The 26,793-nt window shown below is 63.6% G+C and carries 15 protein-coding genes; 5 read left to right on the forward strand and 10 right to left on the reverse strand.

The features are described from left to right. Positions 1-3: 3 nt before the first annotated feature. Positions 4-675 carry a TetR/AcrR family transcriptional regulator gene (locus JL2886_RS18290; protein ID WP_165832661.1) on the reverse strand — a complete coding sequence of 224 codons (672 nt, stop codon included), beginning with the start codon at positions 673-675 and terminating at the stop codon, positions 4-6. 101 nt (positions 676-776) lie between these two features. On the opposite strand from JL2886_RS18290, the gene JL2886_RS18295 reads away from it, so the two are divergent. Continuing rightward, the gene (locus tag JL2886_RS18295; RefSeq protein WP_065273305.1) at positions 777-1,571 is read left to right on the forward strand and encodes a TIGR03084 family metal-binding protein; all 795 of its coding nucleotides are present in this window, start codon (positions 777-779) and stop codon (positions 1,569-1,571) included. Positions 1,572-1,635: 64 nt separating this feature from the next. Here the strand turns inward: JL2886_RS18295 and JL2886_RS18300 are convergent, their stop codons facing one another. Continuing rightward, positions 1,636-2,526, reverse strand: coding sequence for a 2-dehydro-3-deoxygalactonokinase (locus JL2886_RS18300; protein WP_065273816.1), 891 nt, complete (start codon positions 2,524-2,526; stop codon positions 1,636-1,638). Positions 2,527-2,944: 418 nt separating this feature from the next. Here JL2886_RS18300 and JL2886_RS18305 point away from each other — a divergent pair, with 418 nt between their 5' ends. The 4 genes from JL2886_RS18305 to JL2886_RS18320 all read left to right on the forward strand — a co-directional run bounded on the left by JL2886_RS18305 (position 2,945) and on the right by JL2886_RS18320 (position 7,707). Continuing rightward, positions 2,945-4,024, forward strand: coding sequence for an AraC family transcriptional regulator (locus JL2886_RS18305; protein WP_065273306.1), 1,080 nt, complete (start codon positions 2,945-2,947; stop codon positions 4,022-4,024). Between the two features lie 634 nt (positions 4,025-4,658). Beyond that, positions 4,659-5,294: a sugar transferase gene (locus tag JL2886_RS18310; RefSeq protein WP_065273817.1), complete on the forward strand. Its 636-nt coding sequence runs from the start codon at positions 4,659-4,661 to the stop codon at positions 5,292-5,294. A gap of 193 nt (positions 5,295-5,487) precedes the next feature. Continuing rightward, positions 5,488-6,351, forward strand: a complete 864-nt coding sequence (locus tag JL2886_RS18315) for a CpsD/CapB family tyrosine-protein kinase (protein ID WP_065273307.1) — start codon at positions 5,488-5,490, stop codon at positions 6,349-6,351. 111 nt (positions 6,352-6,462) lie between these two features. Beyond that, on the forward strand, positions 6,463-7,707 hold the full coding sequence (locus tag JL2886_RS18320) for a DUF874 domain-containing protein (RefSeq protein ID WP_065273308.1): 1,245 nt from the start codon (positions 6,463-6,465) through the stop codon (positions 7,705-7,707). A 93-nt stretch (positions 7,708-7,800) separates the two neighbouring features. Here the strand turns inward: JL2886_RS18320 and JL2886_RS18325 are convergent, their stop codons facing one another. The 8 genes from JL2886_RS18325 to JL2886_RS18360 form a co-directional block, all read right to left on the reverse strand. After that, positions 7,801-9,168, reverse strand: a complete 1,368-nt coding sequence (locus JL2886_RS18325) for an oligosaccharide flippase family protein (RefSeq protein WP_065273309.1) — start codon at positions 9,166-9,168, stop codon at positions 7,801-7,803. 295 nt (positions 9,169-9,463) lie between these two features. Further along, positions 9,464-10,294 (reverse strand): glycosyltransferase family 2 protein, encoded by an 831-nt coding sequence (locus JL2886_RS18330; protein ID WP_065273310.1) that lies wholly within the window; start codon positions 10,292-10,294, stop codon positions 9,464-9,466. After that, positions 10,291-12,810 (reverse strand): hypothetical protein, encoded by a 2,520-nt coding sequence (locus tag JL2886_RS18335; protein WP_065273311.1) that lies wholly within the window; start codon positions 12,808-12,810, stop codon positions 10,291-10,293. The genes JL2886_RS18330 and JL2886_RS18335 overlap by 4 nt, the downstream gene beginning before the upstream one ends. Next, entirely contained in the window at positions 12,807-13,739 is a 933-nt protein-coding gene (locus tag JL2886_RS18340) for a hypothetical protein (RefSeq protein WP_065273312.1), read from the reverse strand. Before JL2886_RS18340 ends, JL2886_RS18335 begins: the two co-directional genes overlap by 4 nt. A gap of 3 nt (positions 13,740-13,742) precedes the next feature. Then, the gene (locus tag JL2886_RS18345) at positions 13,743-14,462 is read right to left on the reverse strand and encodes a 4'-phosphopantetheinyl transferase family protein (protein WP_065273313.1); all 720 of its coding nucleotides are present in this window, start codon (positions 14,460-14,462) and stop codon (positions 13,743-13,745) included. Further along, the gene (locus JL2886_RS18350; RefSeq protein WP_065273314.1) at positions 14,459-19,048 is read right to left on the reverse strand and encodes a MupA/Atu3671 family FMN-dependent luciferase-like monooxygenase; all 4,590 of its coding nucleotides are present in this window, start codon (positions 19,046-19,048) and stop codon (positions 14,459-14,461) included. The genes JL2886_RS18345 and JL2886_RS18350 overlap by 4 nt, the downstream gene beginning before the upstream one ends. Next, positions 19,045-20,076: a glycosyltransferase family 2 protein gene (locus JL2886_RS18355; protein WP_065273818.1), complete on the reverse strand. Its 1,032-nt coding sequence runs from the start codon at positions 20,074-20,076 to the stop codon at positions 19,045-19,047. Before JL2886_RS18355 ends, JL2886_RS18350 begins: the two co-directional genes overlap by 4 nt. A gap of 6 nt (positions 20,077-20,082) precedes the next feature. Continuing rightward, positions 20,083-26,604 carry a type I polyketide synthase gene (locus JL2886_RS18360; protein WP_082996130.1) on the reverse strand — a complete coding sequence of 2,174 codons (6,522 nt, stop codon included), beginning with the start codon at positions 26,602-26,604 and terminating at the stop codon, positions 20,083-20,085. Between the last annotated feature and the right edge of the window lie 189 nt (positions 26,605-26,793).

The raw sequence follows: 26,793 nt of genomic DNA on the forward strand, positions 1-26,793 counted from the left end.
GGTTTACTCCTTGGGGCCGGGGCGGGTCGCCAGATGCGGCGACACGATGCGGGCGAACAGATCGACCATCTTGGTGATGATCTCGGGGTCGCGTTCGTAGGGTGCCTGACTGTGCAGCCCGCGCATAAAGCTGCGGCAGATCGACCAGAGCAACGCCAGATCCTCGCCCGAGGACGCGGTGTATAGATTGGCAATATTGCGGTTGAAGGCGTCGTTATAATCCCAGAGCGAGGGGGTGATGCGCGTGCGCAGGGTTTCATCCGTGCGCGAGGCGACGAGGATTTCCATCACCGCGCGCCCTTCACGGGTGTTGATCACCCGGGCCCACAGACGGTGCAGCTCGGCGGGCAAATCCTGTGCCGCGCCGCCCTTGCGCAGCATATGGCCGCTTTCGCTCGCCTGTTCCGGGCCGCGCACCGGCGCCAGAAGATGTTCCAGCGTGCGCACCATCATTTCCTCTTTCGAAGGAAAGTGATGGGTCAGCGCCCCGCGTGACACACCAGCGGCGGTCTGTACCCGGTTGATCGAGGTTTCCGCGTATCCCGACTGGTCCAGACAGTCCGTGACCGCATCGAAAATCCGCTGCCGGGTCTTGTCTGCCCGCGTTTCGGTTCGCGTTGTGCCCGCAGCGCCGGGCGCGGTGACGTCGGGTTGGTCTTCGGTTTTCTGTGTCATGCGCCTATCCTTTGAGGAATCGTAAAACAGAACGTTCGGTCGGTTCAATCGTGGAAGGGCTCGCCGGACGTAGCGGAATTTCAATTGGGAGGAGGGCATCCATGCAGCAGGCAGAGGATTTTCGTGCCGAAAGCCGGGCGCTGGCGGCGATACTGGAGGATCTGCCGGAAGAGGCGTTTCACAGGCCGACGCAGTTCAAAGACTGGACCATCGATCACGTGCTGGGCCACCTGCACCTGTTCAACGTGGCGGCAGAAACCTCGCTCAAGGGGGAGGAGGCCTTTGCCGCATTCATCGGCCCGATCGTGCAGGACATGCAATCGGGCAAGACGATCCTGCAGTGCCAGTTCCCTTGGCTCGACGGGTTGTCGGGACGGGCGCTGTTCGAGGCCTGGAAGGCTGGCGCGGAAACCTGCGCCGATGCTTTTGCTGTGGCCGATCCCAAGGCGCGGGTGAAATGGGTCGGCCCGGACATGAGCGCGCTGTCCTCGATCACCGCACGGCAGATGGAAACCTGGGCGCATGGTCAGGAGGTTTTTGACCTTCTAGGGCTGGAGCGGGTGGAGCAGGACCGGATCCGCAATATCGCCCATCTTGGCGTTGCGACTTATGGCTGGACCTTCCTAAACCGGGGAGAAGAGGTGCCCGACCCCGCGCCATTCGTGCAGCTAACCGGACCGTCTTCGGCGGTCTGGGAATGGAACACGCCGCAAGAGGACAACCGGGTTGTCGGATCTGCGGTGGAGTTCGCGCAGGTGGTCACGCAGGTGCGCAATATCGAAGACACCGCGCTGGAGGTGACAGGGGCGACCGCGACGCGCTGGATGGAGATCGCCCAGTGTTTTGCTGGCCCGCCCGAAATGCCCCCCTCAAAAGGGGCTCGTCACAAGGTCTGATCGCTTGCCGCGCCCTCGGCCCTTTGTTCTGTGAGCGGGCAGGGGGCTGGCGCGACGGTGGAGGCTAGTCGTCTTCTTTGCGCAAGCTGCGCCAGGCCCGGGTCAACCCGGCCAATGTCATGCGTTCCGCGTCTGCAATGGTGACCGGCAGCCCCTGCATTTCCAATGCAGCGGCATAGGGGCGGGCGGTCTCCTTTTCACCGATCAGCGCCAGATTTTGCCCTAGCCAGTAAGGGCGGGCGGCGGCCAGTTCGGCGCCCAGCACGGCGCCCCAGATCCGCCCGGTGGCCTCTTCCGGGGTGCAGCTGCCGCCATGCATGGCTGCCTTGGCTTCGGCCAATCGCGCGGCCATCAGTTCCGGCTTTGACATGGTGTCGGCTACGGTTCCGGTCAGCTCACTCGCTGCCCAGTCCTGCACCTGCAATCCAGCCATGGCGCAGGCGGATTCGGCCAGTTCCACGGTCAGGAAGCTTTGAAAACTGACGACTTCATCTGCGCTGATCAGAGCCCAGTGAGTGGTCTTGCCGGGTAGACAAAGAACCCCGTCCCAGGACGGATTGAGCGCCAGAAACCCGGCGATGCAGGTTTCGGCGCCCTGCATGATGGCAGGCGGCGCCTTTTGCGCCAGCCCGGGCAGTGTGATGAGCACGGTTTCCGGGGGCAGGGCGCTGCCTTGTGGGGCCAATGGCATCTGGTCCGGGCGCGTCGGGACGGCCTGCGGTGCGGCCAGGCCGGTGCCACAGGCGACAATTGGCAGTTGCGATGCAGTCAGCTCGCCGCACAGCGCGGCATGGATCTCGGACAAGCCCGGATCGTTGCTGCCCTGCGGCAGATGTGCCTTGCGGCGAGCGCCGGGCGTGTCCCCGGACATGGCCCAGAAAGTCCACTCCGTGCCCTGCGCCTCGGCAGCGATCCAGTTGTCGGACTGAAAAAGAGACGATCTATCTGCAGCCATGGTCATCCGCGCCTTCCGTCTGTTTTGGAATGGCGCGCATAAAGACGCGATTCCCGCCAACAGGCAAGCAGGCGACCATCAATGTTGCTGGCGCGGCGTTTGATCGCCCCGAAAAGCGGCCACACCTATCCGCAGGTCTTGGGGTACTATCCAAAAGGTGAGGGGGGGATGACCGGAAGAGACGCCAAGCGGTGGCCGGTTTCCGCTGGACAGAGTTGGGAAATATTCAAATCAGGCTATATTGTAAAAGCAGCCTGCAGCGTTTCGTAGGGCTGCCTGGCCAAGCGGCGCACCCGCGTACAACGCACGGATGAAATGCCGGGACGCTCTGCCCGGATGCACCACAGAGGCCATGTCAGGGGCCAAGACAATGCCCTCTGACTGTGGTGTTGAGTGTGTTTTGAGTGGGGCTTGTGTTATGACCCGGCATCTGAACCTTGAAAATGCAATTTTCGTCCAATATGCCGCGCAAAGGCTGGCCGAGCTTGGGCATTCTTCGGCAGAGATCTTTCGTGCGGTGCCTTTTGGCCAGAGTCTTGTTGGCCAAGAAGAGCCCTATACCGACAGCCGTTCGATCGCATCGTTCTTTCAGCATGCGGCGAAAATCAGCGAGATTGATCTCTTCGGACTACGGTTCGGGCAGCAGACCGATCTGCGCAAGGCCGGGCTTCTGGGGTATCTGGCCCTGTGTGCGCCGCAGGTGCTGGGGTTTCTGTCGAACCTGTCGGACTACGCCCGCCTATTCGGAGAGGCCCTGCATTTCGATCGCTCCCAGCTTGCTGAAACCGGTGCGCTGACCTGGACCTATGCGGTGGATGCAGGCACTCGCCCCGAGATCCGCGGAGGAGAGAGCCGAGTGCGCACATCTGCTCCAGACACGGCGGGGATCGAGCTAAGCGGACAATACGTGGAATTCCTCGTGGCACTGATCCTGTCGAACCTGCGCCGGTCCAGCCAGACCCGTATCCGGCTGCGGCAGGTGGCGTTCTGCCATCACCGTTTGTCCGGCGCCGCCGAGATGGAAGAGTTCTTTGGCTGCCGTGTCCAGTTTGGTGCGCCTGAAAACCTGTTACGGTTCGAAACCGATGATCTGACGCGGGAGCTTGCGACAGGTGACCCGATCCTGTTGCGCATCTTGCTGCAATGCGCCGCGTCGCAGATGAAGACCATGATGGCCGGGGAGAGAGATATCGCATCGCAAGTTGAGCAGAGCATTTCGCGTCGACTTGCCTCAGGGACGGCTGCGCTGGAGACCGTGGCGCAGGACCTTGGCATGAGTCCCCGTACCTTGTCGCGCAAGCTGGGCGATCAGGGTACCAGTTATTTCGAAATTCTGGAAAAGCTGCGCGAGGAAATGGCCACGCAATATCTGTTGCACAGCGAGCTGGTTCTGGCAGAGATCGCGCATTTGCTGGGCTATCGCGGGCTCAGCTCGTTCAACGATGCCTTCAAGCGTTGGACAGGAAAAAGCCCCGGAAAATTCCGCAGCGGCTCCTGAAACGGCCGTGATCCTGTCGAATCTCATTCTGTTGCAGGCTGATAGCGTGCACGCTTAGCCCGGACCCAATGTGGGGGCTGAGGTGCGCTGCGCCACCGATTCCGGGTCTATATTCCCCAGTTCCCCAACAGTGTGAGCATATTTTGGATTATTGTTTCCCAAATGCGCTGGAATTCAGGTGAAAATGTGGCTGGTTAACCTTTTTTCATTTACTCGCAGCAATTTAGATAAAAATATATTAAAAAGAATGTGTCGATAATTTGAACTTCTTTCGCCCTAAATGCGGAGAAGTGGGTGCAGGGAAGACGCGTGGGGGCGCGTCCTATCAGACCCTTCAATTACAGACGTGTGTTGCCGGCTGCTGCCATGCCGGACCTGTGCAAATTAAACGGTTCCGCAGGATGCGGTGTGCCCGACCCATGGGGTCTGGTGAGGAATGGGGATTTTGATGACGGACCTGTTGCGTAAGAATAAAGTTCCGATGCTGTCATTTGCTTCAGTCGATACTGCTGGGCAGGGAACCTTGGTTTTGAAACGGCTCAAGGATGAAGCTCTGCGACAGGCGATGACAGCGCAGGCCGCCAATGCCAACGTGGCCCAATGGATCGGTCCATCACACTATGAACCGCTGCAGATGCCGCACCGCCGGTCCTCGCGTCCGGAGCTGTATCGTCGGGCTGGAAAACGGACCCTAGATTTGCTGCTAACCCTATTATCCTTGCCTGTCACTCTGCCTGTCGTGTTGTTCTGCGCGCTGGCGCTTGCACTTGAAGGCGGCAGCCCGTTTTACACGCAGGAGCGCCTGGGCCGGAATGGCAGACGCTTCCGAATCCTGAAGCTGCGCACCATGGTGCGGGATGCGGATGCCCGTCTGGCCGAATGCCTTGCGCGGGACCCGGCCTTGCGGCGGGAATGGGACGCAACGCAGAAACTGAAGAACGATCCCCGCATCACCCGTGTTGGCCGTATCCTACGAGTCACCTCCATGGATGAGCTTCCGCAGCTGTGGAACGTGGTGAAAGGCGAGATGAGCCTTGTGGGTCCGCGTCCGATGATGCCCGAGCAGCTGGCGATTTACGGTGATCCGCGCGATTATTTTGATCTCAAACCCGGTTTGACGGGGCTGTGGCAGGTGTCGGCTCGCAACGAAAGCACCTTTGCCTTTCGCGCTGCCGCGGATTCCGAATACTGTCGCGCGCTAAGCCTTGGCTGTGACATCGGTCTGATCTGGCGCACTATCGGCGTGGTTCTGAAAGGTACAGGATATTAATCCCTGTCTGGTTCAATGCAGTCGCGAAGAGGACCCGCGCCGTGCATCTCATTTTTGGTGCGGGCGCTGCCTTGCGGCCATGGCCGGAGCAAGGCGCGTTGCGGGCTTCTTTCGCAGGGGCAAGTTGATATGATCCTGAAGTTGGCAAAGCTGCGGCCACGTGGCAAGGCTGTGATGACAATATGAGCAAGGCATGACGCAACAGGGTTTTAAGAAATTTCGGCGGCGCGCGCAGGTTCAGCCCGAGGTGCAGGAACAGGTGCGCCCGGAACCGGATGAGGCTGTGCTGGAGAACGTACCAACCGGCCTGCAGTCCGAACCTGCCGAAATCCTCCCCACCACCTTGCCAAGCCCATGGGAACGGTTGGCCAGAATTTCCTTTGATCCTGACCGGGGGGGGCGTGATGGTGCGCCGCTGGCTTCAGCCGTGCGGACCGACCCGGCCGGGCGCGCATTTGATCTGCTGCGCACGCGGCTGTTGCAAACCTTGAAGGCCCGCGGCTGGAACCGGGTTGCGGTCACTGCGCCCACCGGGGGCTGTGGAGCCACATTCTGTGCGGTCAATCTGGCGCTTAGCCTGGCGCGGGTGCCGTCTAGCCGGACCATCTTGATGGATCTCAACTTTCGCAGCCCTGGGGTGGGCCCTGCGATGGGGCTGGCGGCGGCGGGCGACATGGCGTCCTTCCTGTCCGGCACCCGCCCTGTAGAAGAGGCGTTGGTGCGCCCGCTCGATACGCTCGCGGTCGGGTTGAACGCGACGCCGGACCTGAACGCGGCAGAAATCCTGCATGACAGCCGTAGCGCCGCGGTACTGGACCACATGGTGGCGGACCTCGACCCGGAAACGGTTGTCTTCGACCTACCACCGATGCTGGAGTACGATGATGCGGCGGCCTTCCTGCCGCAGGTCGACGGGGTGCTGGTGATCTCGGACGGGACGCAGACAACGGCGGCGCATCTGGCCGCTTGCGAGAGGATCCTCAATGGAAACGCGCCGTTGCTGGGGGTGGTCCTGAACCGAGGGCGCGCGACGGCCGACATCGGGCCTGTCGCATAACTTCCGCCAACCGGTCAAAGTTTTGCCTGCTTGCCATGGTGTGTATGGCACAGCACACTTTGCACGTTAATCTGCCCAGCGGCGCGACCGCGGCAAACCAAGAGATGTTGAATGGGTCCTATCTACTCCTTGCCGGATCTTCTGGACATGCTGCGCCGCCGCGCGTTGGTGATCCTTGCGATTGCCGTTCTGGGCAGTCTGGTGTCGCTGTTTCTGGCCGCCCGACAGCAGCATTTCTACGAAAGCTCCGAGGTCATTCAGGTCGCACAGCCGACAATCGCGGATGATCTGGCCAAATCAACGGTCGAAGGATCCACCGCGCGTCGCATGCAGCTGATCGAACAGCGGCTGATGGCGCGCAGCTCTGTACTAGAGATTGTCGAGGCGTTCGATCTATATAGCGATATGCCGGATCTTAGACCTTCGGACCTGGTTACGCTGGTGCGCGAAAACGTCTCGATTACCGGGGTGGCTGCGGTGCGCGAAGGCTTTGCCGATGATGGTACCATCGCTGTTTTGACCATCACCGCCCGCATGCCCAGCCCTGAACAGGCCCAGGCGGTTGCAGCGGAATTTGGGCGCCGGACGATCGAGCTCAGCGTCAGTACCCGTATCGAGCAGGCGCGGGAAACGCTGAATTTCTTTACCGCAAAGGAAACGGCCGTGGCCAAGGAACTGGCGGCGCTGGACGATGAGATCGCCTCCTACCGGACCGAGCACGACGTTGCTCAGCCGGGGGCGTTGGAAATCCGCCAAGGGGAAATCGCCACGCTGAACGAGGCGCTGCTGGATATTGACCGGGAGCAGATCCAGATCCGTCGGGCGGCAGATCAGGCGATGTCCAATGAACGCCCGGCAACAGCGCAGCGCATGCTTGAAGAATTCGAAGAGCAGCTTGCCACCCTGACCGCGCAGCGCGATCTTCTGACCCGGCGCAAGGCAGAAATCGAAGCGTCACTAGAAACCTCTCCTGAGGTCGAGCGTCAGCTCGCTGCCTATGACCGCAGGCTGCAACAGCTGCAGAGCGAACTGGAGACGACCCGTGCTCGCCGCAACGAGGCCGAGATCGGATTCCGTCTGGAAACCGCGCGCCAGTCCGAGCGACTGACAGTGCTGGAACCAGCTGCCTTGCCCGATTACCCGGTAACAGGGGGACGCAAGCGCACGGCGCTTTTGGGCGCCGCCGCCAGCCTGCTCGCCGCTTTGGTGATTGCCTTCCTTCTGGAGTTACGAAAGCCGGTGCTGCGCTCGGTCGCGCAGATGAAGCGGGAAACTGGGCTAATGCCGGTTGTCACCATTCCGGAAATGAAGTCCCCCGGCGGAAAACGGCGCTCAGGCAAAGGGCGGCGCAGCTGATCGTTTGCCTTGTGAGGGGACCGTCACGACCAAAAGCCGGGCGTGCAGTCCCAGTTGTCCTGCCGCAGGGGCGGCTGTAGGGCAGGCGGTGGATCAGGGGGCTAGCGCCTTGATCAGGGTCAGCACCGCATCTTGATGCCACCATAGGGCGCTGCCTCCGACCAGAACAACCAGAAAGCCAGAGACCAGATCGTGCAGGGGATCCCAGGCGCCGTGTCGGCGGGCCAGCCAGATCAGCACCGGATAGGCGCCGAGCATCGCCAATCCCAGCGCTGCAATACCGCCGGGCAACCCGAACCAGTAGGTGCCGAGTAAGAAAAGTGCTGTTTGCAGCAGGGCGCGGCTGGCGGTGAAGACAAAGAACGCCCGGCTGTCTCCGGCGGCCAATGCGGCCTGATCGTAGGTCATGGTGATGACGGCCGGGGCCAGAGCCAGTGAGATCAGCACGATCATCGCACCCGCCTGCTGATAGCGCGCATCATAGAGCAGATCTGTCAGCCAGGGGCCGATCCAGGCCATGATCAACAGCAGCGACAGGATCACGGCGCTCAGACCTGCGCGCAGCAGGCGGTGTTTGCGCCGGTTTTCCGGCGGGCCATCGGCGGGCTTGTCGCGGTACACCGGAATCATCAGCCTCTGGTTCACCGCATGGCCCAGCAGCATCGGGAAACTCGCTAGAAAGTAGCCGATATTATAGACGCCCAGCACATCCAGCGGCACAAAGCGGCCCAAGATAGCCCGGTCCCCCTGCGAGGTCAGGAACCAGAAGGCCGTGGAGAGGAATATCCACTTGCCAAAGCGGATCAGCTCCTGCGCGGCGCGGAGTTCCCAGCGAAACCGGTTTGTCTGCCCTGGCAGGCCAAAATGGGTCAGCGCCAGTTTCGCCGCGGCCTGAATGACCCCGCCCAGAACCAGCGCCAGAACCGATCCGTTTGCCCATGCCAAAAGCACCATAGCGCCGATGCCAAGGGCCTGCGCCGCGAGATCCAGTGCAGTGAGGCGCCCGACCAGCAAGTGCCGGTGCGCAGTTTCAATGCGGGTCGGGTTGAAGCCTGCGATGGCGAGGCCAATGCCGGCGATCGGCAAGTAGAGCAGCAGATCCGGGGCCTGATAGAGCCAGGAAACAGGCCAGGCCAGCAGCAGAGTCATCCCCCAGAGACCGAACCCGCGGACAACTTGAATGGTCCAGGCGGTGTTGAGAAAGTCAGGATCATCGCCACGTTCATTCTGCGCAATGGACGGGCCGATCCCGACATCGGAAAACAGCGAAAGGCCAACGGTCACCACGCTGACCAGTGCCATCAGGCCAAAGGCCTCGGGGAACAGCAGCCGGGCCAGGACCAGATTGGCGCCAAGCCGCAGTGCCTGGCTGCCGCCATAGCCGATCATCAGCCAGGAGGCCGAGCGCAGCACCCGCGCCAGCAGACCCTGGCCGGAAAACAGCGCGGCTTGCTTAAGCATCTGACCTCCTGATGGTTTTCTGCACGCTAGGCAGGGCGGCGCGGCGCGTCAATCGACATGCAACTTTCGGCGCTGCCTAAGCACGAAACCCGGCAGTTGCTTGCGACAATCCGTTGGCTGGGCAATGATTGATGCGCCGTCGTGACAGGCAGTGAAGCAGCGCGACGGCGGCAACATCTGCTGCCAACGGCGCGCTCCCGCCCATCTTGCCCACGGCAGAGCCGCGTGTGTGACGGTTGGGCCTGGCGCCGCGCAAGCGCGGCGCGGTGGCGTCAGTCCGCAGGCGTCAGGAACCCTAGCGACCTCTCGCCCAGCGTGTCTTGGTCCTGAACAGTGGCGTTTTTACCGTCAGGCTGACCAGCGCATAGGCGGCAAACCCCAGCGGGGCGCGCAGGAAGAGACGCATCAGACCCGATGCACCGAGGCTGCGTTTGTCATCGTTTTCCAACAAATGCGGAAATCGCTCGGCGATTTCCTCGACGCCGACATTCTGCCGCCTGCGCACCCGCACAAGATTGGCAAAGCCTTCGACCATCGGCCAGTCATAGCGGGCGGGCACACGAAAGCGCTCGGCAGGGGCAAAGGACAACCGTGCGAATGTGTCGTCCGAGATGATGTCGGGCCAAGCCTGCCAGCGCTCACGCCCGGTGCGGGTCATGGCGAAAAGGCCAAAACCGGGGGCGCCATCCGTGACAAAGGGCAGTCTGGACCAGAACTGCCCATAGGCGCGGGTCAGGGCAGAGCGGGCCGGGTCGACACGGGGGCTGCCGCTGGCATAAAGTGGCTGCTCCGGCGTCAGAACTCCGGCAAGTTGCGCTAAAAGGGGCGGGGTGACCGTGACATCGGCATCCAGATAAACCAGCACCGCGCCGCGAGCCCGGGCATCCCCGGCATTGAGCGCGGCCAGCTTGCCCCCCTGCGGGAGGTCGATCACCTTGCGGCTCCAGCCTTGGGGAAGGGTGACAGAACGGGCAATTTCAGCGGTGTCATCGGTGCAGCCATTGGCCAGCACCAGAACCTCGACCGGGCCGGGCAGCGGATCAGAGGCAAAAAGTGCCTCAAGACAGGGGCGGATATACGCCGCCTCGTTATGGGCCGGGATCAGCACGGATATCATCGGTGTCATTTCACCGCCTCCAGCACCCGCCAGCGCGGGTTGTCGTCGCTGAGCGTGCGCCGCGCACCCCAGCTGCCCCATTTGCCGGGCACAGCCACATCGGCATAGGCCGCGAACAGGGTGCCGCCATGCTCGGCCCAGCCGGTCAGCATCTTCGTATAAAGCGCGGCCATTTCTTCGGTGTAATTGAAGTGGGTGAAAAAGCCGGTTAGCTCTGCGTCCTCGACCATCTGGCCGACACCCACCACATGGCTGCCGCCCTCGTACATGATTAGGTCCAGCCCGTATTCGTCGGCGACAGATTTGTGATAGGGCAGCTCCTTGTCCAGAAAACCGGCCATAGCGCCATTGCCGTCCTCGCTGAGGAGGCCATCCTCGATTTCCAGCATAGCCTGCGCCGTTGCCACATCGTACTGATGCGCCTCTATATAGGCCGCAGCCTCGGCGCCCTGCAGCCCCAGATCGGCGGCGGCAGAGCGGGCCCGGTCGCGGCTGTCGGCGATCCAGGCGCGCACCATGGGGGCGTTGTCGCGCAGGCCAAGCGTGCCGCCGAAATAGCCGGTAATCGCATAGGCATCGAAATAGCGCGCCGGGGGCAGGCGGTCTGGCGCCCCGGCCACCCAGAGCGGTGCGTTCAGCACCTGTTCCTCAAGGCCCGGCCAGCCGGTCTGAGTTGAAATCACCCGCACCAGTCGCTGGTCGGCGTCTGCGCCAAAGACATCGGTCCAGATCCGCGACATTTCCGCAGCGCGTCCGCCGTAGAACTGCATCCAGAGGTCACTGCCGCCCCAGAGGCTGCGGGCCTGCTCGTCTGCCCATTGGGCCTGTGCAAATTGCCAGTTCCAGACCTCGTTGGAGTATTCCACATAGGCACGTAGATCCTCGTCCAGGCCGCCATCCACCAGCTGGGCGAAATTGCGCAGATAGCTGTCGTCGGCCATATGGGGCATGTTGAACCAGGGATCGGCGCCCAGCGTATTGGCCAGCGCCAGCAGGATCTCGGCCGGGACACCCTTGCGCGCCCAGGTGTAATCGGAGACCTCCGGGCGGTCTTCCCAGCCAACCTGTTCGGAATCGTTGGTCTGCATCCAGTCCATGAACCGTAGCACGTCAAACCCATCCAGCATGTCGAGCCAGAGTGGGTTGAACAGGGCGCCATCTGCATAGGCCTTCAGCTGATCGGCGCGCACCACGGTGATGTTGCGTACATAATCTGTCCCGCGCCCGGTGCGCTGAATGCGGATTTCGACCGGACCGGGGCCGGGGGTATAGTCAAATGTGACCTGGCCCTTGCCATAGCGGACGTTTTCGGCGCGGCCTGAGACCTCGACAATGCCGGAGCCGTCAAAGCGCAGCACATAACGCCCGGCAAGCGAGTGCGCCGAGGCGGGCAGATCGGTCAGAATGACGGTGCCGATGGAGCCAAGCTCGGGCGGCATGGCGGTGGGCCAGCCTTGCGGATCCAGATAGCCTGCAGCGGCAAGATCGTCATGGCCGACACCGCCCCAGCGCCCAGGCAGGTGGCCGATCCACGGGCGGGCGGTTTTGAAATGGTCAAGGAAAGGCGCCTGCGGGCTCCAGTCGGCGACCTCCATCAGGTTCATGGCGATCGGCTGGCGCGGCGGTCCCTTTGCGGTGATTTCCGGCGCGGGGGCAGAGGCCGCAACCTCGGCGTTGAGGCGTGGCGCAGCGGGGTCGGAGGGCAGCGGCGGCGGGTCGGGCGGCAGGGCGGCGGTGCGTACCTCCTCGCCTTGGGCCGCGGCCCAGGCGATCTCCTGCAGCCGCCGGGCCAGTGCGGGCTCAGGCGCCGGATAGGCTTTGCCCCAACGATCCTGTAGCCGGTGCGGCAGACCCACCGGGCTGTGTCCGGTCAGAACCGCATATTGTAGCGCGCTGATATAGTAGAACCCGGTGGAATTTGGGTGGATGTCATCGGAAAAGACTTCAGAAATCTCGGTGAGGCCCGGCACCGTTCCGGCCCGGATGGCATCGTCCAGACGCGCCATGGCCTGCCCGGCGGGAAGTAGGCGCATATCACCACCGACGCTGTCGTTGACTTCATCCACCACAGCCTGCCAGCGGGGCAGGTCCTGCTCCAGCCGGTCACGCCAGGCGATATCGGCGCCTTCGTCAAACGGCACCTCGGTGCCGGTTCCGCTGCTGAGGCTGTGCCAGGTTTCCTGCAGATAGACAGCGGCATCGGGATTGGCATCCTTGGCCAGCTGGTAGTAGCGGGTGACGGTCTCTTCGGTATTGCTCCACTTCAGGTGATTGGCTAGCGGGATCGCCTCGGTCAGGATGACAGCATCGACCGGGGTCTGGAGACGCGCGCGGGCGTTCACCCCTTCGGCGCTGTCGCCGTGCTCCCAGTTGTAGCTGAGCGGCGCGCCATTGATGATCTGCGCTTCGACGGTGGCACTGCTACTGGACTGGCGCAACAGCTGTTCCAGCATGGCGGGATTGTCCTGGCCAAACAGCGAATGGCCCACCATCAGGACCGAGGTGATCAGTGTTTCAAGGTTCATCCGTTCTGGCCTGCGTCAGAGAGACCCGTGCGGGGGATCCCTGTCACCACCTGCCAGACGATTTGCTGCACCGTCTCGGCAGCGGCCGGTGACAGCGCCGTCGCTGCCTCTCCATCCGGACGCGACAGCTGGTGCGGCAGGCCAACAGGGGAGCGGTGATAGAGCACGGCATAGTGGGCGAGGGCGACAATGTATGTGCCCAAGTCGTTGATATGGATAGTGTCCTGTGCGCCTTCCGGTGTCTTGGCGAAAAGATCCGAAACATCCCTCAGCCCGTCGATCTGGCCTGCATCAATGGCCCGTGCGACAGCGGCCATGACCTGTCCGGCAGGGATCAGGTAGACCGGGCGTTTGGGATTGCGACGCGTGTCTGATCCGAGCACCTTGCCCAGCCAGAGCCGGTCCAGATCGCTTGCGATGCGCGCCTGCCAGCCGTCCGGGTCATCAAGGTGATGCCAGGTCTCATAAAGATAGAGCCGCGTGTCAGGCGAAGCATCACGGGCCAGCGCGGCCCAGCGGCGCATGTATTTGGCGGAGCCGAAATACTTCACCGCGTCGCGCAGCTCGACCATTTCTGTCAGCACCACCGCATCATAATCGCCGGAACCGATGGCCTCTTTGGCGTCGCGCCAGATGGGGGCCTGATTCACCAGATCGAAATGAAGGATCGTCTCCTCCGGCTCCCAGTGCTGCTTTAGCGATGTGCCCGACCCGAGCTGGCTGTTCCAGCTGTGCCCCTTGGGGGCAAGTTGCGCCAGCATATGAGGCATCACAGGGCCGACCAGAGAGTGGCCAAGGTGATAGACCTTCATTGGCTGCTCTGGTGGGGGCAGCACCGGCACCGGAAACGGCGCGGCCTGCAGGGGCAGGCTGGCCCAAATCCCATGCAGGCAGGTCGTCAGCGCCAGAAGCAGAGATCGTTTTCCCATTGCTCACGCCTCCAGGCTTGCTGCGGTGAAAATGATACCTTCCCCGATGACATAGGCGCCGTTGATCCGGGCGCCAGTGCGAAACGGCGGGCGGTCGGCAGTGAAGGCGGCTACGAAACGCCCGCGCCGGACCGTTTCACTCACGTCTTCTGGTTCGATCTCCAACTCCATGCCGTCAAAGCCGAAAAACTGTTCACTGACAGTATACTGGCACTTATAGGCGGCTTCCTTGGCGGAGAAGATCAGCTTGGCCATCTGGCCGGGGTTGTCCTGCGAGGTCAGCCAATCCTGTTCGCGGGCAGAGCAGATCGCCGGGCGCAGGTCATCTTTCAGGGGCGTGTCTTCCTCGACGTCAATGCCAATGGCGCGCCGGGTCAGTGTCGAGGCCACGGCGGCAAGGGCGCAGCTGCGGGTGTGGGTGATCGATCCGGTCAGCCCTGCGGGCCAGATGGGCGCGCGGGATTTGGCAATCACGATGGGGCAGGGCGCCCGGCCAAGATCCTGCATCGCCCGGTGCGCCGCCGCCCGCCCGGCGGCAAATTCGCGGTGGCGTTTCTCCACGGCGCTGGGCGACAGGCAGGCGCGTTCCTGCGGAAATGGATCGGGCAGCGCCCCCAGCGGGTTGGCCGCCCCCAGCGATATGCCCGCGCCAAAGAGCGGCCGGACCATGGCCAGCCGCGCATCGGTTGTCTGATCAAGGGGGGCGGGGCTGGCTGTTATCATCCGGTCCGGGCTTTGCGGCTGGCGCGCATCGCCCGCCGTTTCGACATGGTTTCCGATTTGGCCGCCTCGGCTGCGGCGGCCTGTTCTGCGCCCGCGGGATCATCTGGCGATTCCGCGCCACCTGCAAGCCCTTCGATATGGGCGGCAAGACCGGCCAGCGTCGGGAAGCGGAAGATGTCGGTGATCGACAGTTTCGGCACCTCAAGCGCCGTGCGGATGTCCCTGTGCGCCTGCACCGCCAGCAGGGAGTGACCGCCAAGGACAAAGAAATTGTCCTGCGCGCCGATCCCGTCAAGACCAAGAATCTGCCCCCAGATCGCGGCGATCTTGCCCTGCGCGCCGCCCTTGGGCGGTGTTGCTGCTGTAGGCGCGGCAATCCGCGCCGGTTTCGGATCCGGCAGCGCCTTGCGGTCGATCTTCTTGTTGGGGGTCAGCGGGAAGGCATCCAGCGTCACGATATGCGATGGCACCATCACCTCGGCCAGCCGGGCCGAAAGCGCCTGTTTCAACGCAGCCTCCTGCACCGGAGCAGAGGTGGTGATATAGCCGACCAGCTGTTCTCCCGCGCCGATCTTGCGCGGCATGACAACCGCGCCGGTGACGCCGGGCTGGACAGCCAGGGCCGCTTCAATCTCCCCAAGTTCAATACGTTGGCCGCGGATCTTCACCTGATGGTCTGTGCGTCCCAAGAAATCGAGCCGCCCATCCGCGCGCCAGCGCACCAGATCGCCGGTGCGATACATCAACCCGCTGCCAAAGGGATCGGGGACAAACCGCTCCGCTGTCAGTTCGGGCCGTTGCCAGTAACCTGCGGTCACGCCGTGTCCGGCGATGAACAACTCCCCCGGCGCCCCGATGGGCTGCGGCGCGCCCGCAGCATCCAGCACGTAAACTTGGGTATTGGCGATGGGCCCGCCGATATCGGCAACGCCTGCCGGGACGCCATCAAGGGTCTGCATGGTCGACCAGATGGTAGTTTCGGTCGGGCCGTACATGTTGTGGATCTGCCCCGGTCCAGCCTCGCGCAGATCACCGGCCAGATCGCCGGGCAGGGCTTCGCCCCCGACCAGAAGATGCTTAAGGTGCGGCAGCACCATGCGGGCCTCGTCGTTCTGCACCATCATGCGCGCCATGGAGGGCGTACATTGCATATGGCTGATGTCATGGCGCAGGATCTGCGCCGCAAGTGAAAAGTCGTCCGCGGCCAGTTCTTGCGGGGCGTTGGACAGGCGCAGCACCTCGGCCAGCGGTTTCAGCCCCTCGAGCACCACGTCAGGCGCGATGCCATAGTCGATGAGGCAGGCAATCTCGTCCACGCCGATGCGCTTCAGTTGCTCGACCCGGGCGACGCCATCCTGCACGGTGCCGAACAGTCCTGAGTCCTCGAAATAGCGTTCGAAGGCAAAGTCGAGGATCGCATCCAGTTCTTCCTCGGACAGGATGCCAAGATCCATTTCAAAGGGATTGTTGACGCCTTTGGGTTTCTTAAAGGCGGGGAAGGCCCAGGCGTATTGCTTGATCAGACCCGCGGCCGAGCGCAGGTAATCCTTCATCGGCTCGCGTGCGGTCTGGCGGGCCTCTTCGCGGGTGTCGGCCAGGTAGGTATGCAACATCAGGGTCACGGTGAAATCCGCCGGATCATGCCCGGCGCCGCGCAGGGCGTCGTGGTAGATGCGGATCTTGCCCGCGACCTCATCGATGCTTTGCCCCAGAAGGTGGGTCAGGACATTGGCGCCGATCTCGCCTGCCTCGCGCCAGGTGTCGGGGTTGCCAGCCGTAGTGACCCAGACCGGCAGTTCGCTGGACACAGGGCGAGGCTGAGTGAGCACCGCATGGGTGCCGCCATCCTTGCGCGGGAAGGCGACCTCTTCGCCGCGCCAGAGTTTGCGCACGGTTTCGATGGCTTCGTACATCGCCGGTTTGTTGGCCGGAGGCGTATTCTCGGGGCGCAGGATGAAATCATCCGGTTGCCAGCCTGCGGCAAAACCGATACCGGCGCGCCCCGCCGTCAGGTTGTCGATCACCGCCCATTCCTCGGCGATGCGGGCGGGATGGTGCAGCGGCGCCACGCAAGAGCCCGAGCGCACACCGATATTCTGCGTCACCGCCGCGACGGCTGCCCCGGTGACCGAGGGGTTCGGGTAGGGACCGCCAAAGGCGTGAAAGTGCCGCTCGGGCGTCCAGACCGCGTTAAAGCCGTGCTGATCGGCAAATCTCGCGCCCTCCAGCAGCAGGTTGTATTTGCGTGGGCCGGGGCCATCATCATTGCCCCAGTAGAAGAGGTTGAAGTCCATCTTCCGGTCCGAGATGGCAATTGGCCCGTTGGATAACTGCAGGCGGCTTTCATCGCTGGAGAGCACCAGTTTGAAGCCGCGCGCGAGGGTCCAGAACAGCTCCAGCACCGAGATATCAAAGGAGAGGCTGGTCACCGCGAGCCAGGCATCGCCGGGCTGATGGGGAATGCGCGCATCCATGGCGGCAAAGAAATTCGCCACATTGGCGTGGCGCACCATCACCCCCTTGGGCAGGCCGGTAGAGCCGGAGGTATAGATCACATAGGCCAGATCCTGTCCGGTGGCGCCGCCATCGACAGGCGCGACACTCGGGGCGGGGGCATCCGCGCCATCCAGTACCAGCAGCTGCGCGCTTGAGGCGGGCAGGCTGCCTTGCAGGGCGTCTTGTGTCACGATGACATCGGCGCCGCTGTCCTTGATGAAATGGGCAATCCGATCCGCAGGATAGGCGGGGTCGAGCGGCACATAGGCGCCGCCTGCCTTCATCACCGCAAGGGCGGCCACCACCAGATCCGGGCTGCGGGAGACGTAGATCCCCACATGGCTGCCGGGTTTGACGCCCATGTCCTGTAGTCTGGCCGCGACCCCGTTGGCGCGGGCATTGAGGTCTGCGTAGCTGAGGCTCTGATCCTCGAACACCAGAGCGGTGGCCTCGGGTGTGCGGGACACCTGCGCGGCAAATGCGGCGTGGATGGTCTGATCCGGGCCGGTGTCTGCCGCTGTCTGGTTCCAGTCGTTGAGCAACACCCGGCGCTCTTCCTCGGGCAGGACCGGCAGATCGGCGAGAGGGCTATCTGCCTGATCCGGGGCGGAAATGGCGCCCAGCAGCAGCTCCAGCCGCGCGGCGAGCAGCTCCGCGGCCTTTGGTGTCAGCTGGGCACCATCCACATGGAGCGCAAGCACTCCATCCGCCCATGACACGGTGGCGACGCAGCCTGGCAGAGCTGCATCCCGTCCCATGGACAAACCAATGCCGGGCTGTGCCTGCGGTGCCAGTTCCGGCGCGCGGGCAATCAGATCCTCGGCAAACCCGCCTGTCGCGCGGGCCTTTTCAATCTCTTTGGCGATGCGGTCCTGCAGATCCGCCAGGCTGTCGTCGCGCTGTCCCTGCACCGGAACCCAGCCAGAGACAAGCCCCGCCAGCGGTGTCATGGTCTCAAGGCTGAGGGCAATATCGGCAGTCTCTTCCCCCGCGCTGCGCAGGGCCCAGGTCAAGACTGCGGCGGCGATCTGTGTCTCTGTCAGGCCATCCGGTGCTGCAATGGGACGGCGGGCGAGGCCGCTGTCACCGGTCGGTTCCGCCAGGGGAACAGTGACTGGGCGCATCGCAGCCAGCGCGCGGCGCCAATGGCTTTCGCCTTTCTGTGTCTTGGCAAGGGCTTCGGTGATCGCGTGCTTTTCCGCCGCATCCAGGACCGGCAGCGCATCGCCCGGCTTGCACAGATCGACAGGCGCCCGTTTGCGTCCTGCAGGATCGGTCAGACCGCTGAGCCGCACCGCGCCATCGCCGCAGGCCACGGTCAGGCTGTCCTTGCTGACCTCAATCACACTGCCGGGCGCGCCTGCGCCCTCGACCGCCTCTGCGCTGCCGACCAGCAGGATATTCTCGCCAATGGCGCATTTCGAGGAGCAAAGCGGGTTCCAGTAGCCGCCAAAGTCAAGCGCACGCACCAGACGGGTGATCGCGGCTGCTGGGGCGATAAAATCGATCAGCGCGCCTGCCGCGGGCCGGTCGCTGCGGGCGTAATAACTGCGCTGGCTCAGGTCCTGTGGCTGGCGGTTGAGTGTGCCTGCCTCCAGCTGGTCTATCACCGTGCCAAAGCTATCCATCGCGGCGGCATAGCATTTGGAGTTGAGGCTGAAGGCGGTGTCATCCGCTGCCACATCGAACAGGCGCTGGGCGAGGATATCGCCCTCGTCGATGCCGCCTTCGATCATGTGCCAGGTGATGCCATAGCTGTCGGCGCCCTCAATCAGCGCCCAGTTCGGCGCGTTGAGGCCGGCGTAACGTGGCAGCGGCCCGTCGTGAAAGTTCACCGCGCCCTTGGCCGCCAGCGTCAGCACCCGGTCGGGAATGACCCGCAGGTTGGCAATGGAGAGCAACCAGTCAAAGCCTTCGGTCAGCGCATCCGGGCTGGCGTGCACTGGGATTCCGTGTTTTTCGGCCCAACTGCGAATACCATCATCCTGCGACACGACGGCAGAGATTTGATGCCCGCGCGCCAGCAGCGCATCGCCGCATCCCACCGCGAGGGATTCATTGCCGATGATGACTGAGGAAAATTGGCTCATTTCTGTTCCTCCGGAACATGACTGTGAGGGCGCGTTTCACGTATTGCTGTCTTGGGGCGGATCGCCGACCGCAGTGCGTGGGTCAGCAGGTCGCGCAGGAAATGCGGCGCATCCGCGGCTGGCTTTTTCTGGAGCAGTCGCCGCAGCCCATAAAGGCCGCAGCCGAGGACGCGCGCCCAGGTGGCGAGGGCGGCGTAGATTACCCCGTGCGTCTTGACGAAATAATGCATGCGGGAATCGAACCAGTAGGTCGGTGTGCGGTCCCAGGACTTCATCCCGGTCGAGGCCGAGCCGAGATGCGCCACGGTGCTGGTCGGTACGTAATGCGTGCGCCACCCGGCCTGCGCGGCGCGCTTGCACAGATCCGTTTCCTCGAAATAAAGGAAAAAACTTTCGTCAAAGCCACCGATATCCTCGATCACTTCGCGGCGGATCATCAGGCTGGCGCCGGCGGTCCAGTCGACCTGGGTCTCCTGCTGCGGCATATCCATCGCCACCACTGCATGGGACAGCAGCCGGGTCACGATACCGGTGCGGGCGGCCATTTCGAACTCTCCCGCGATCGAGGGGAAGCGGAAGGCGGTGCGGTGGGGCACATCATCCGTGCCATGCACAAAGGATCCGGCGAGGCCAGCACCGGGGCTGGAAAGGAGAAATTCCCGCAGCCGGGAAATCGTCGTGCCCTCCACGAAGGCATCGGAGTTCAGCAGATAATAGAACCCCGGCGCGCTGCCGTCGGGCAGACCGGCCTCCATGCCGATGTTCATGCCCGCGCCAAAGCCACCGTTGACGGGCGAACGGATCAGCCGCAGTTTGCCGCTGTCCAGCCAGCCCCGGCTGGCGGCGCCTGCTTGCAACTCTTCCCACGAGTTATCGCCCGATCCGTTTTCCACGATCACCACGGCGCCGGACAGATCTTCCATTTCCGCCAGCGCCGCCTCTGCCGCCTGCAGCGTCATCTGCGGGGTGCGGTAGTTCAGGATGATGGTCAGAACGCTGTCGCTTTGTGACGGTGGGGGAGGGGCCATGGACATCTACTCCGCCGCCTGATTACGCACTTGCCCGGCATGCACCGGTACTGGCGCAGTATAGCCAGCCTCGGCCCGGTCCAGCCGCGCTTTGACCTCAGCCGCCAGAACGCTGACGTTGGGTACCAGCACCATGCTGTCGTGGTCACCGGGCACTTCGATCACCTCGATCTCCGGCGCCCAGCGGGTCCAGTCGTTGTCGGCAAAGACATACTCCCGCTCGGCGCTGACCCAATTGCCCCCCGAGACCTGCCAGTGCTGGTCCAGTGGCGGACGGAACAGCGACATGGCGCCGTCCCAGGGCTGCAATTCATAGCTGGCAACAGCGGCGCGGAAGCCCATTTCGATCTGCCGGTTGTTAAAGGCAGGCGCGGCTCCTGCATCGTTGCTGCCCTGGCGGCGTTGGCGTTTTGCGATCTCCCAGGCAACGCGGTTGCGCGCCCATTCCGCCAGATAGGACGGTCCCTTGCGGCGCAACTCCTGCAGTTTGATCAGCGCCTTGTCCTGTCGGCTCAGCGGTGGGCGCAGTGGCAGCGGTGTGTCGAGCAGGACCAGCGCTGCGGTTTCCTCTCCGGCAGCCTTCAGCTGCTGCGCCATTTCATAGGCCGTGATGCCACCGCCCGAGAAACCGCCCAGAAGATAGGGGCCCTGCGGCTGGATCTGCCGCACCTCGTGCAGGTAATCGGCGGCGGCCTCGGCAATGTTGTCGTGGGGCGCAACGTCCCCGATCAACCCGCGCGCCTGAAGGCCGTAGACCGGGCGGTCGCTGCCCAGCATCTGGGCCAGATGCCGCAGGTTCAGCACGTTGCCAAACATGCCGGCCACCAGGAAGAACGGACGCCGCCCGGTGCCATCACCGGCGTGAAGCTTGACCAGATGGGTAAAGGGTTCTGGCCCTGCGTCATCGGTAGTGTTCGGGGACTGCGCGCTGCCTTCGGTGGTCACGCCGCCGCCTGTTCGGGCGATAATCCTGGTCGCCAGATCAGCAACGCTTGGGGCTTCGAAGAGGACTGACAGGGGGAACTCGACGCCAAAATCCCGCTTGATCTGGGCAAACAGCCGCACCGCGATCAGGGAATGCCCACCCAGATCGAAGAAGCTGTCGCGGGTGCCGACCTCGCCCACACCCAGAAGGGTCTGGAAATATCCCGCCAGGACCTCCTCAACCGCGTTTTCCGGCGCTACGTAATCAGTGTCGAGCTGCGGGCGCTCAAAACTTTGGCTGTCCGATGGGGCCTCGGAACTGGTCATCTTGGCCTGTTCGATCAGGGCAGGCAGATCAAGGGCTGAGACCACGACCTGCGACAGGCCGCCGGAGGTTGCCGCGGCAAGGGCGCGCGTCAGGGCCTCGCCCCCGTCTTCGGCGCGGATGCCGTTTGCGATATTGTGGTGAAGGCGGCGTTCCTCGGGCGACAGGGGCTGAGCGCTGCCACCTTTGCCCATGGCAATACCGGCGGCGCTGACATCAGCCGCCGCAGTTGCAGCGGGAGCCAGAGCCTGCGTCATCCGCTGCATGCGGAAGCCTTCGATCTCGACCAGAACCCGCCCTGTATCATCGCATAGCGTCACGTCGAATACGGCGGTCCCTTCGCCAGCCGCGTCGGCGGCTTGCGCGGACAGGCGTATGTGGCTGTGGATTGTCTCGGTCAGTGGCGCATGGATGCGGATTGCCCGGTACGACAGGGGCACCCAAAGGTGGTCAGGGCTATAGCCCGGCGCCAGCGCGATGGCCCAGCCGGTTGCCAGATCCAGCAGCCCCGGGTGCAGAAGCGTTCCGTCGGATTTGGCCGCATCGGCCAGTTGTAGTGTCGCGATCCCTTCGCCGCTGCCAAAGGCCATGCGCTGCAGCACATGCCAGCGCGGGCCAAAAAGCAGGTTGGCCTCCTGCGGGGATTTCAGCCGCGCGCCATCGGTTTCGGTCTGCGACGGGCAGCGGGCGGCAAGAGCGCTGAGGTCAACAGGCGCCGCCGTGGTCTGTGTTTCTGCAAATGTCACCTTTGCCTCTGCATGCAGGGCGTAGCCTTCGCCGCTGGCGGTGTAGAAGGACAGCGCGTAGCCGTCTTCCTCGGCCAGCAGCCGGATCAGCAGATCTGCCGGGCTGTCATCGGCGACCACAAGCGGGCGCAGGAAGTAAAGGTCGTGCAGTTCAAAGGCTGGGAGCGCGCCATCCTCGGCCATGCCAAGGGCCGTCATCGCCTCTGCAGCCAGTTCGATGTAACCGGTGCCGGGCATCACTGCGGTGCCATCGGCGGTGCGGTGTTCATTCAGCAGCCAGTGTCGGCCCGCGTCGAGCCGGGTGCGATAGATCCGGTTGCCGCTGCCATCAAATCCTTCGCTGTCCAGCAGGGCCTGTGCGCAGGGCACAGGGTCCGAGGGGCCGTCACTGCCCTGCCGCGCGGCCATCGCTTCGGAGGCCATGCCGGTATCGGCCCAGACGCCCCAATCCACCGCCACGACGCGGGTCTTGCCGCCCCGGCGATGCGCCGCCCAGGCGTTGAGGTATTCGTTGGCGGCGATGTAATCCACCTGTCCCGCCGGTCCCGTCACCGTCGAGGATGAGGAGAACAGCACCATCAGATCAAGGCTGCCATCGGGAAACAGGCTGTCCAGTACACGCAACCCGCTGACCTTGGGTGCCAGGACCTTGGCGATCTGTTCGTCCGATTTCGCCAGCAATGGCCCGTCATCGATACTGCCCGCGCCATGGATCACCCCGGTGAGGGGGCCAAAGCGGTCCTCGGCGGTCTTCAGAGCGGCGCGCATCTGGCCGGAGTTGCAGACATCGGCGGCCAGCGGCAGCACCGCGCCCTTGCCGATCTCCTCAAGCGCCTCGACCGCGCGGATGCGCGTGGCGGTGCGGTTGGCGGGGCTGTGACTACGCAGATATTGCGCCCATCCGCCGCGCTCTGGCAGGCCCTCGCGCGAAATCAGGATGACATTTGCGGCGTATTCTTCCAGCAGGTGCCGGGCGATTGAGAGGCCAATGCCACCATAGCCACCGGTGATCAGATAGGTTCCGCCTTTTTTGAAGGTGGGCAGCGCGGCAGGCGGCAGTTCGACCGGGCGCCAGTCCAGCTCATAACGTTTTTCACCGCGCCAGGCAGCGGCTGTGCTGGTCGGCTCGGCCAGAAGTTCCTCAAGTAGTCGAGAGGAGATATCTGGCGCCGCCGCGCCCTTGATCCGGGCCAGCAGACCTGTTTCTGCGCGGGGCAGTTCGATGTCCACCGTGGCGCAGGAGAATCCAGGCAACTCGCGCGGGATCACCCGGGCAGGACCCGCGATCATCGCCTTTTCCGGATCCGGCAGGGCTTCGTCCCGCAACTGCACGGCGCCGGTGGTGAAGACGGTGATGTGCGGCGGCTGGGGCAGATCGGCGCTGCCAAGCTCCTGCGCCAGCGCGGTCAGGGCGTAAAACCCGGTTTCCAGATTGCGGTCAAAGAACGAACTGCCGGGGCGGAAGGTCTCGCCTTCGGTCGCTAGCCAGAAATGCGCAATCCGGGTTGGCAGCATCTCGGTCCGGGCCAGATCCGCTAGCAGTGCAGCATAGCCCGCGCGGCCCTGTTCGGGCGCCAAGATGTAAGAGGTCGGCGATAGCTGCGCGTAGGTATCCCCGGTGCGCAGGCGCACCACGGCGTGCCCTGCCGCCACCAGCCTGTCCGCCACCTGAGAGGCAAGGCCGATGTCGTCTTCGAAGATCAGCCAGCATTGCGGGTCCTGATCCAGTTCGGTGTCCACATCCAGCGCGCAATCGGCAAGGCGCGGGCGCCACGCCGCACGGTAACCCCAGTTGTCGATGTCATCGTGGCGGGCGGGCAGGGGAGCCTCTTCGACCTGCGCGGCGGTGCCGGGTTCGATGAAATAGCGGCTGCGCTGAAAGGCATAAGTGGGCAGCGGCAGGCGATGGCGCTTTGCCTCGCCCCAGATCTGATCCCAGTCGGCGTCATAGCCGCAGGCCCAGAGCCGACCTATGACGCCAAAGAAATAGGTATCATCCATCACATCCTGTTCGGGATGGCGCAATGAGCTGAGCGCCTGTCCGGGGGCGACCGCCGGGGCCATTTGCGCCAGCGCGCTGAGCGCCTTGCCCGGGCCGACCTCCAGATAGATGCGGCCCGGCACCTCGGCCAAGCTGTCGATGCAGGCGCCAAATTGCACAGTGCCGCGCAGCTGGCTGACCCAATAGTCGGGGTCTGTGGCTTGCTCTGGCGTCAGCTGTTTTCCGCTGCGGTTGGACATCACCGGGATCTGCGGCGCCGACAGGGTCAGACCGCGCAGGAAGGCGCCATATTGCTCAAGGATCCCGTCCAGCATCCTCGAATGGGCCGCAATATCGATCTGGATCCGCTGATGGTCGATGTCGCGTGCGCTCAGTTCCTTGGCCAGCCGGTCCAGCGCCGCTTGCGGACCCGAAACTGCGGTCAGGCGCGGCGCGTTGACGCTGGCGATATCGAGATCGTCACCGATCAGTGCCTCCACCTCGGCCAGCGGCAGGGAGACGGACAGCATGCCGCCCGCGGGCACGGTGTCAAAGAGCCGACCGCGCAATAGCACCAGATCGATGCAATCCTCGAATGAGATCACGCCTGCCAGACAGGCGGCGGTGTTTTCGCCCATGGAATGGCCGACCAGCGCAGCGGGGCGCACGCCCCAGCTGATCCAGAGCTGCGCCAGCGCGTATTCCACGATCATGATCAGCGGCAGCTGCACCGAGGGCTTTTGCAGGGCTGCATTCGCGGCCTCCTCCTGCCCCTCTTCGGGGAGCCACAGAGCGCGGATGTCATAGTCGAGGCTGGCCTGCAGGTGATCAATCCCCCGGTCCATCCAGTCGGCAAAGACCGGTTCGGTTTCGTAAAGGTCGCGCGCCATGCCCGCGTATTGTGCACCGCCGCCCGGGAACATGAAGACGACCTCGGGCGCATCGCCCAGATGGTCGTGTGTAAAGACCTTGCGTGGATCGCCAGTCTCCAAAAGATCGGCGGCCTCGCTTGCGGTTTCGGCCACCAGCACCCGACGCTTGGCAAAACCGCGCCGCCCTTCCTTCAGAGTATAGGCCACATCGGCCAGATCCACCTCGGGGTTCTGGCGCAGCCACGCGGCCAGCGCGGCGCTGTTGTCGTCAAGCGCCGCCTTGGACCGGCCCGAGATGCAGAGCACATGGAAGGGGAAATCGCTTTCGTCGGAGGCGCCGCGGTCTGGCGCTTCCTCCAAAATGACATGGGCGTTGGTGCCGCCAACCCCCAGCGCGTTCACCGCGGCACGTCGCGGTCCGGAATGGGACTGCCAGTCGCTGAGAGCGGCGTTGACCTTGAACGGTGAGCCGTCGAAATCAATGGCCGGGTTTGGTGCCTCGTAGCCAAGCGAGGCCGGGATCTGCTGATGTTTCAGCGCCAGCGCGGTCTTGGCCAGCCCCGCGACCCCTGCGGCCGTATCGAGATGGCCGATGTTGGTCTTGACCGAGCCGATGCGGCAAAAGCCGCTTTCCTCGGTGCTGTCGCGGTAGGCTTCTGTGAGGGCGGTGACCTCGATTGGATCACCTAGGTAGGTTCCGGTGCCATGGCATTCCACATAGTCGATGGTCTCAGCCGCCACATCCGCTGCCGCCAGCGCTTTGCGTACGGCAGTGGCCTGTCCTCCGACCGAAGGCGCCAGATAGCCAGCCTTGTCGGCGCCGTCGTTGTTGATGGCGGAGCCCTTGATCACGGCCCAGATATGGTCGCCATCGGCGATGGCATCCTCCAGCCGTCTGAGCGCCACCGCCCCAGCACCAGAGCCGAAGACGGTGCCCTGCGCCCGGTGGTCAAAAGCATGACAATGGCCGTCGGGCGACAGGATCTCGTTTTCCTTGTAAAGGTATCCACGCCCCTGCGGCAGCTCGATGGTGACGCCGCCTGCCAGCGCCATGCCGCACTCCCCTTCGCGCAGCGCCTTGCAGGCGTAGTGCACCGCTACCAGAGAAGTCGAGCAGGCGGTCTGAATGTTGACCGATGGCCCTTTCAGATCAAAGACATGGCTGACGCGGGTCGACAGGAAGTCCTTGTCGTTGCCGGTGTGGCGCAGCAGGAACATGCCGACCTCGTCCACCAGGGTCGGGTTCGAGCAGATGTTGAAATAGAAATAGCTGCCCATGCCGCAGCCAGCATAGACCCCGATGGGTTCATCCAGGCTTTCGGGCGGGTGGCCGGCATCCTCCATGGCGCCCCAGGCGACCTCAAGGAACTTTCGGTGCTGGGGGTCCAGAATGGCGGCTTCCTTGGGGCTGAAGCCAAAGAAATCGGCGTCGAATTCGTCATAGCCCTCAAGACGCGCGGCGGCAGGCACATAGTTTGGATCGCTGAGGACAGAGGTGCGTTCACCGGCTTCCAGCAGGCTCGCCTCGTCCAGCACCTCGATGGATTCAATGCCGTCACGCAGGTTGCGCCAGAACGCCGCAGCGGACTCGGCGCCAGGCAGGCAGACGGACAGTCCGACGATGGCGATGTCACCGGAGTAGGCGTCGGCGCGTGTTTGGCTCTCGTCTTTGTTTCCCAACTTAGTCTTCACCTTTTACGCGTTTTACGCATCAACCCTGAACCGAAACCCGCAGCGCCGTGAAAGTGGAACGGGCCGGTCGTCTTTTGTCAATCCCTTCAACCCCTTGTCGCGCCCGGTTAACCCCTGTTCCGAAATAGGAAAAGCCCCCGGGAAAGCGGGGTCCTAGGAATAATAAACCGAGATGCG

This window comes from Phaeobacter gallaeciensis (assembly GCF_001678945.1).
Lineage (GTDB): Bacteria > Pseudomonadota > Alphaproteobacteria > Rhodobacterales > Rhodobacteraceae > Phycobacter > Phycobacter gallaeciensis_A.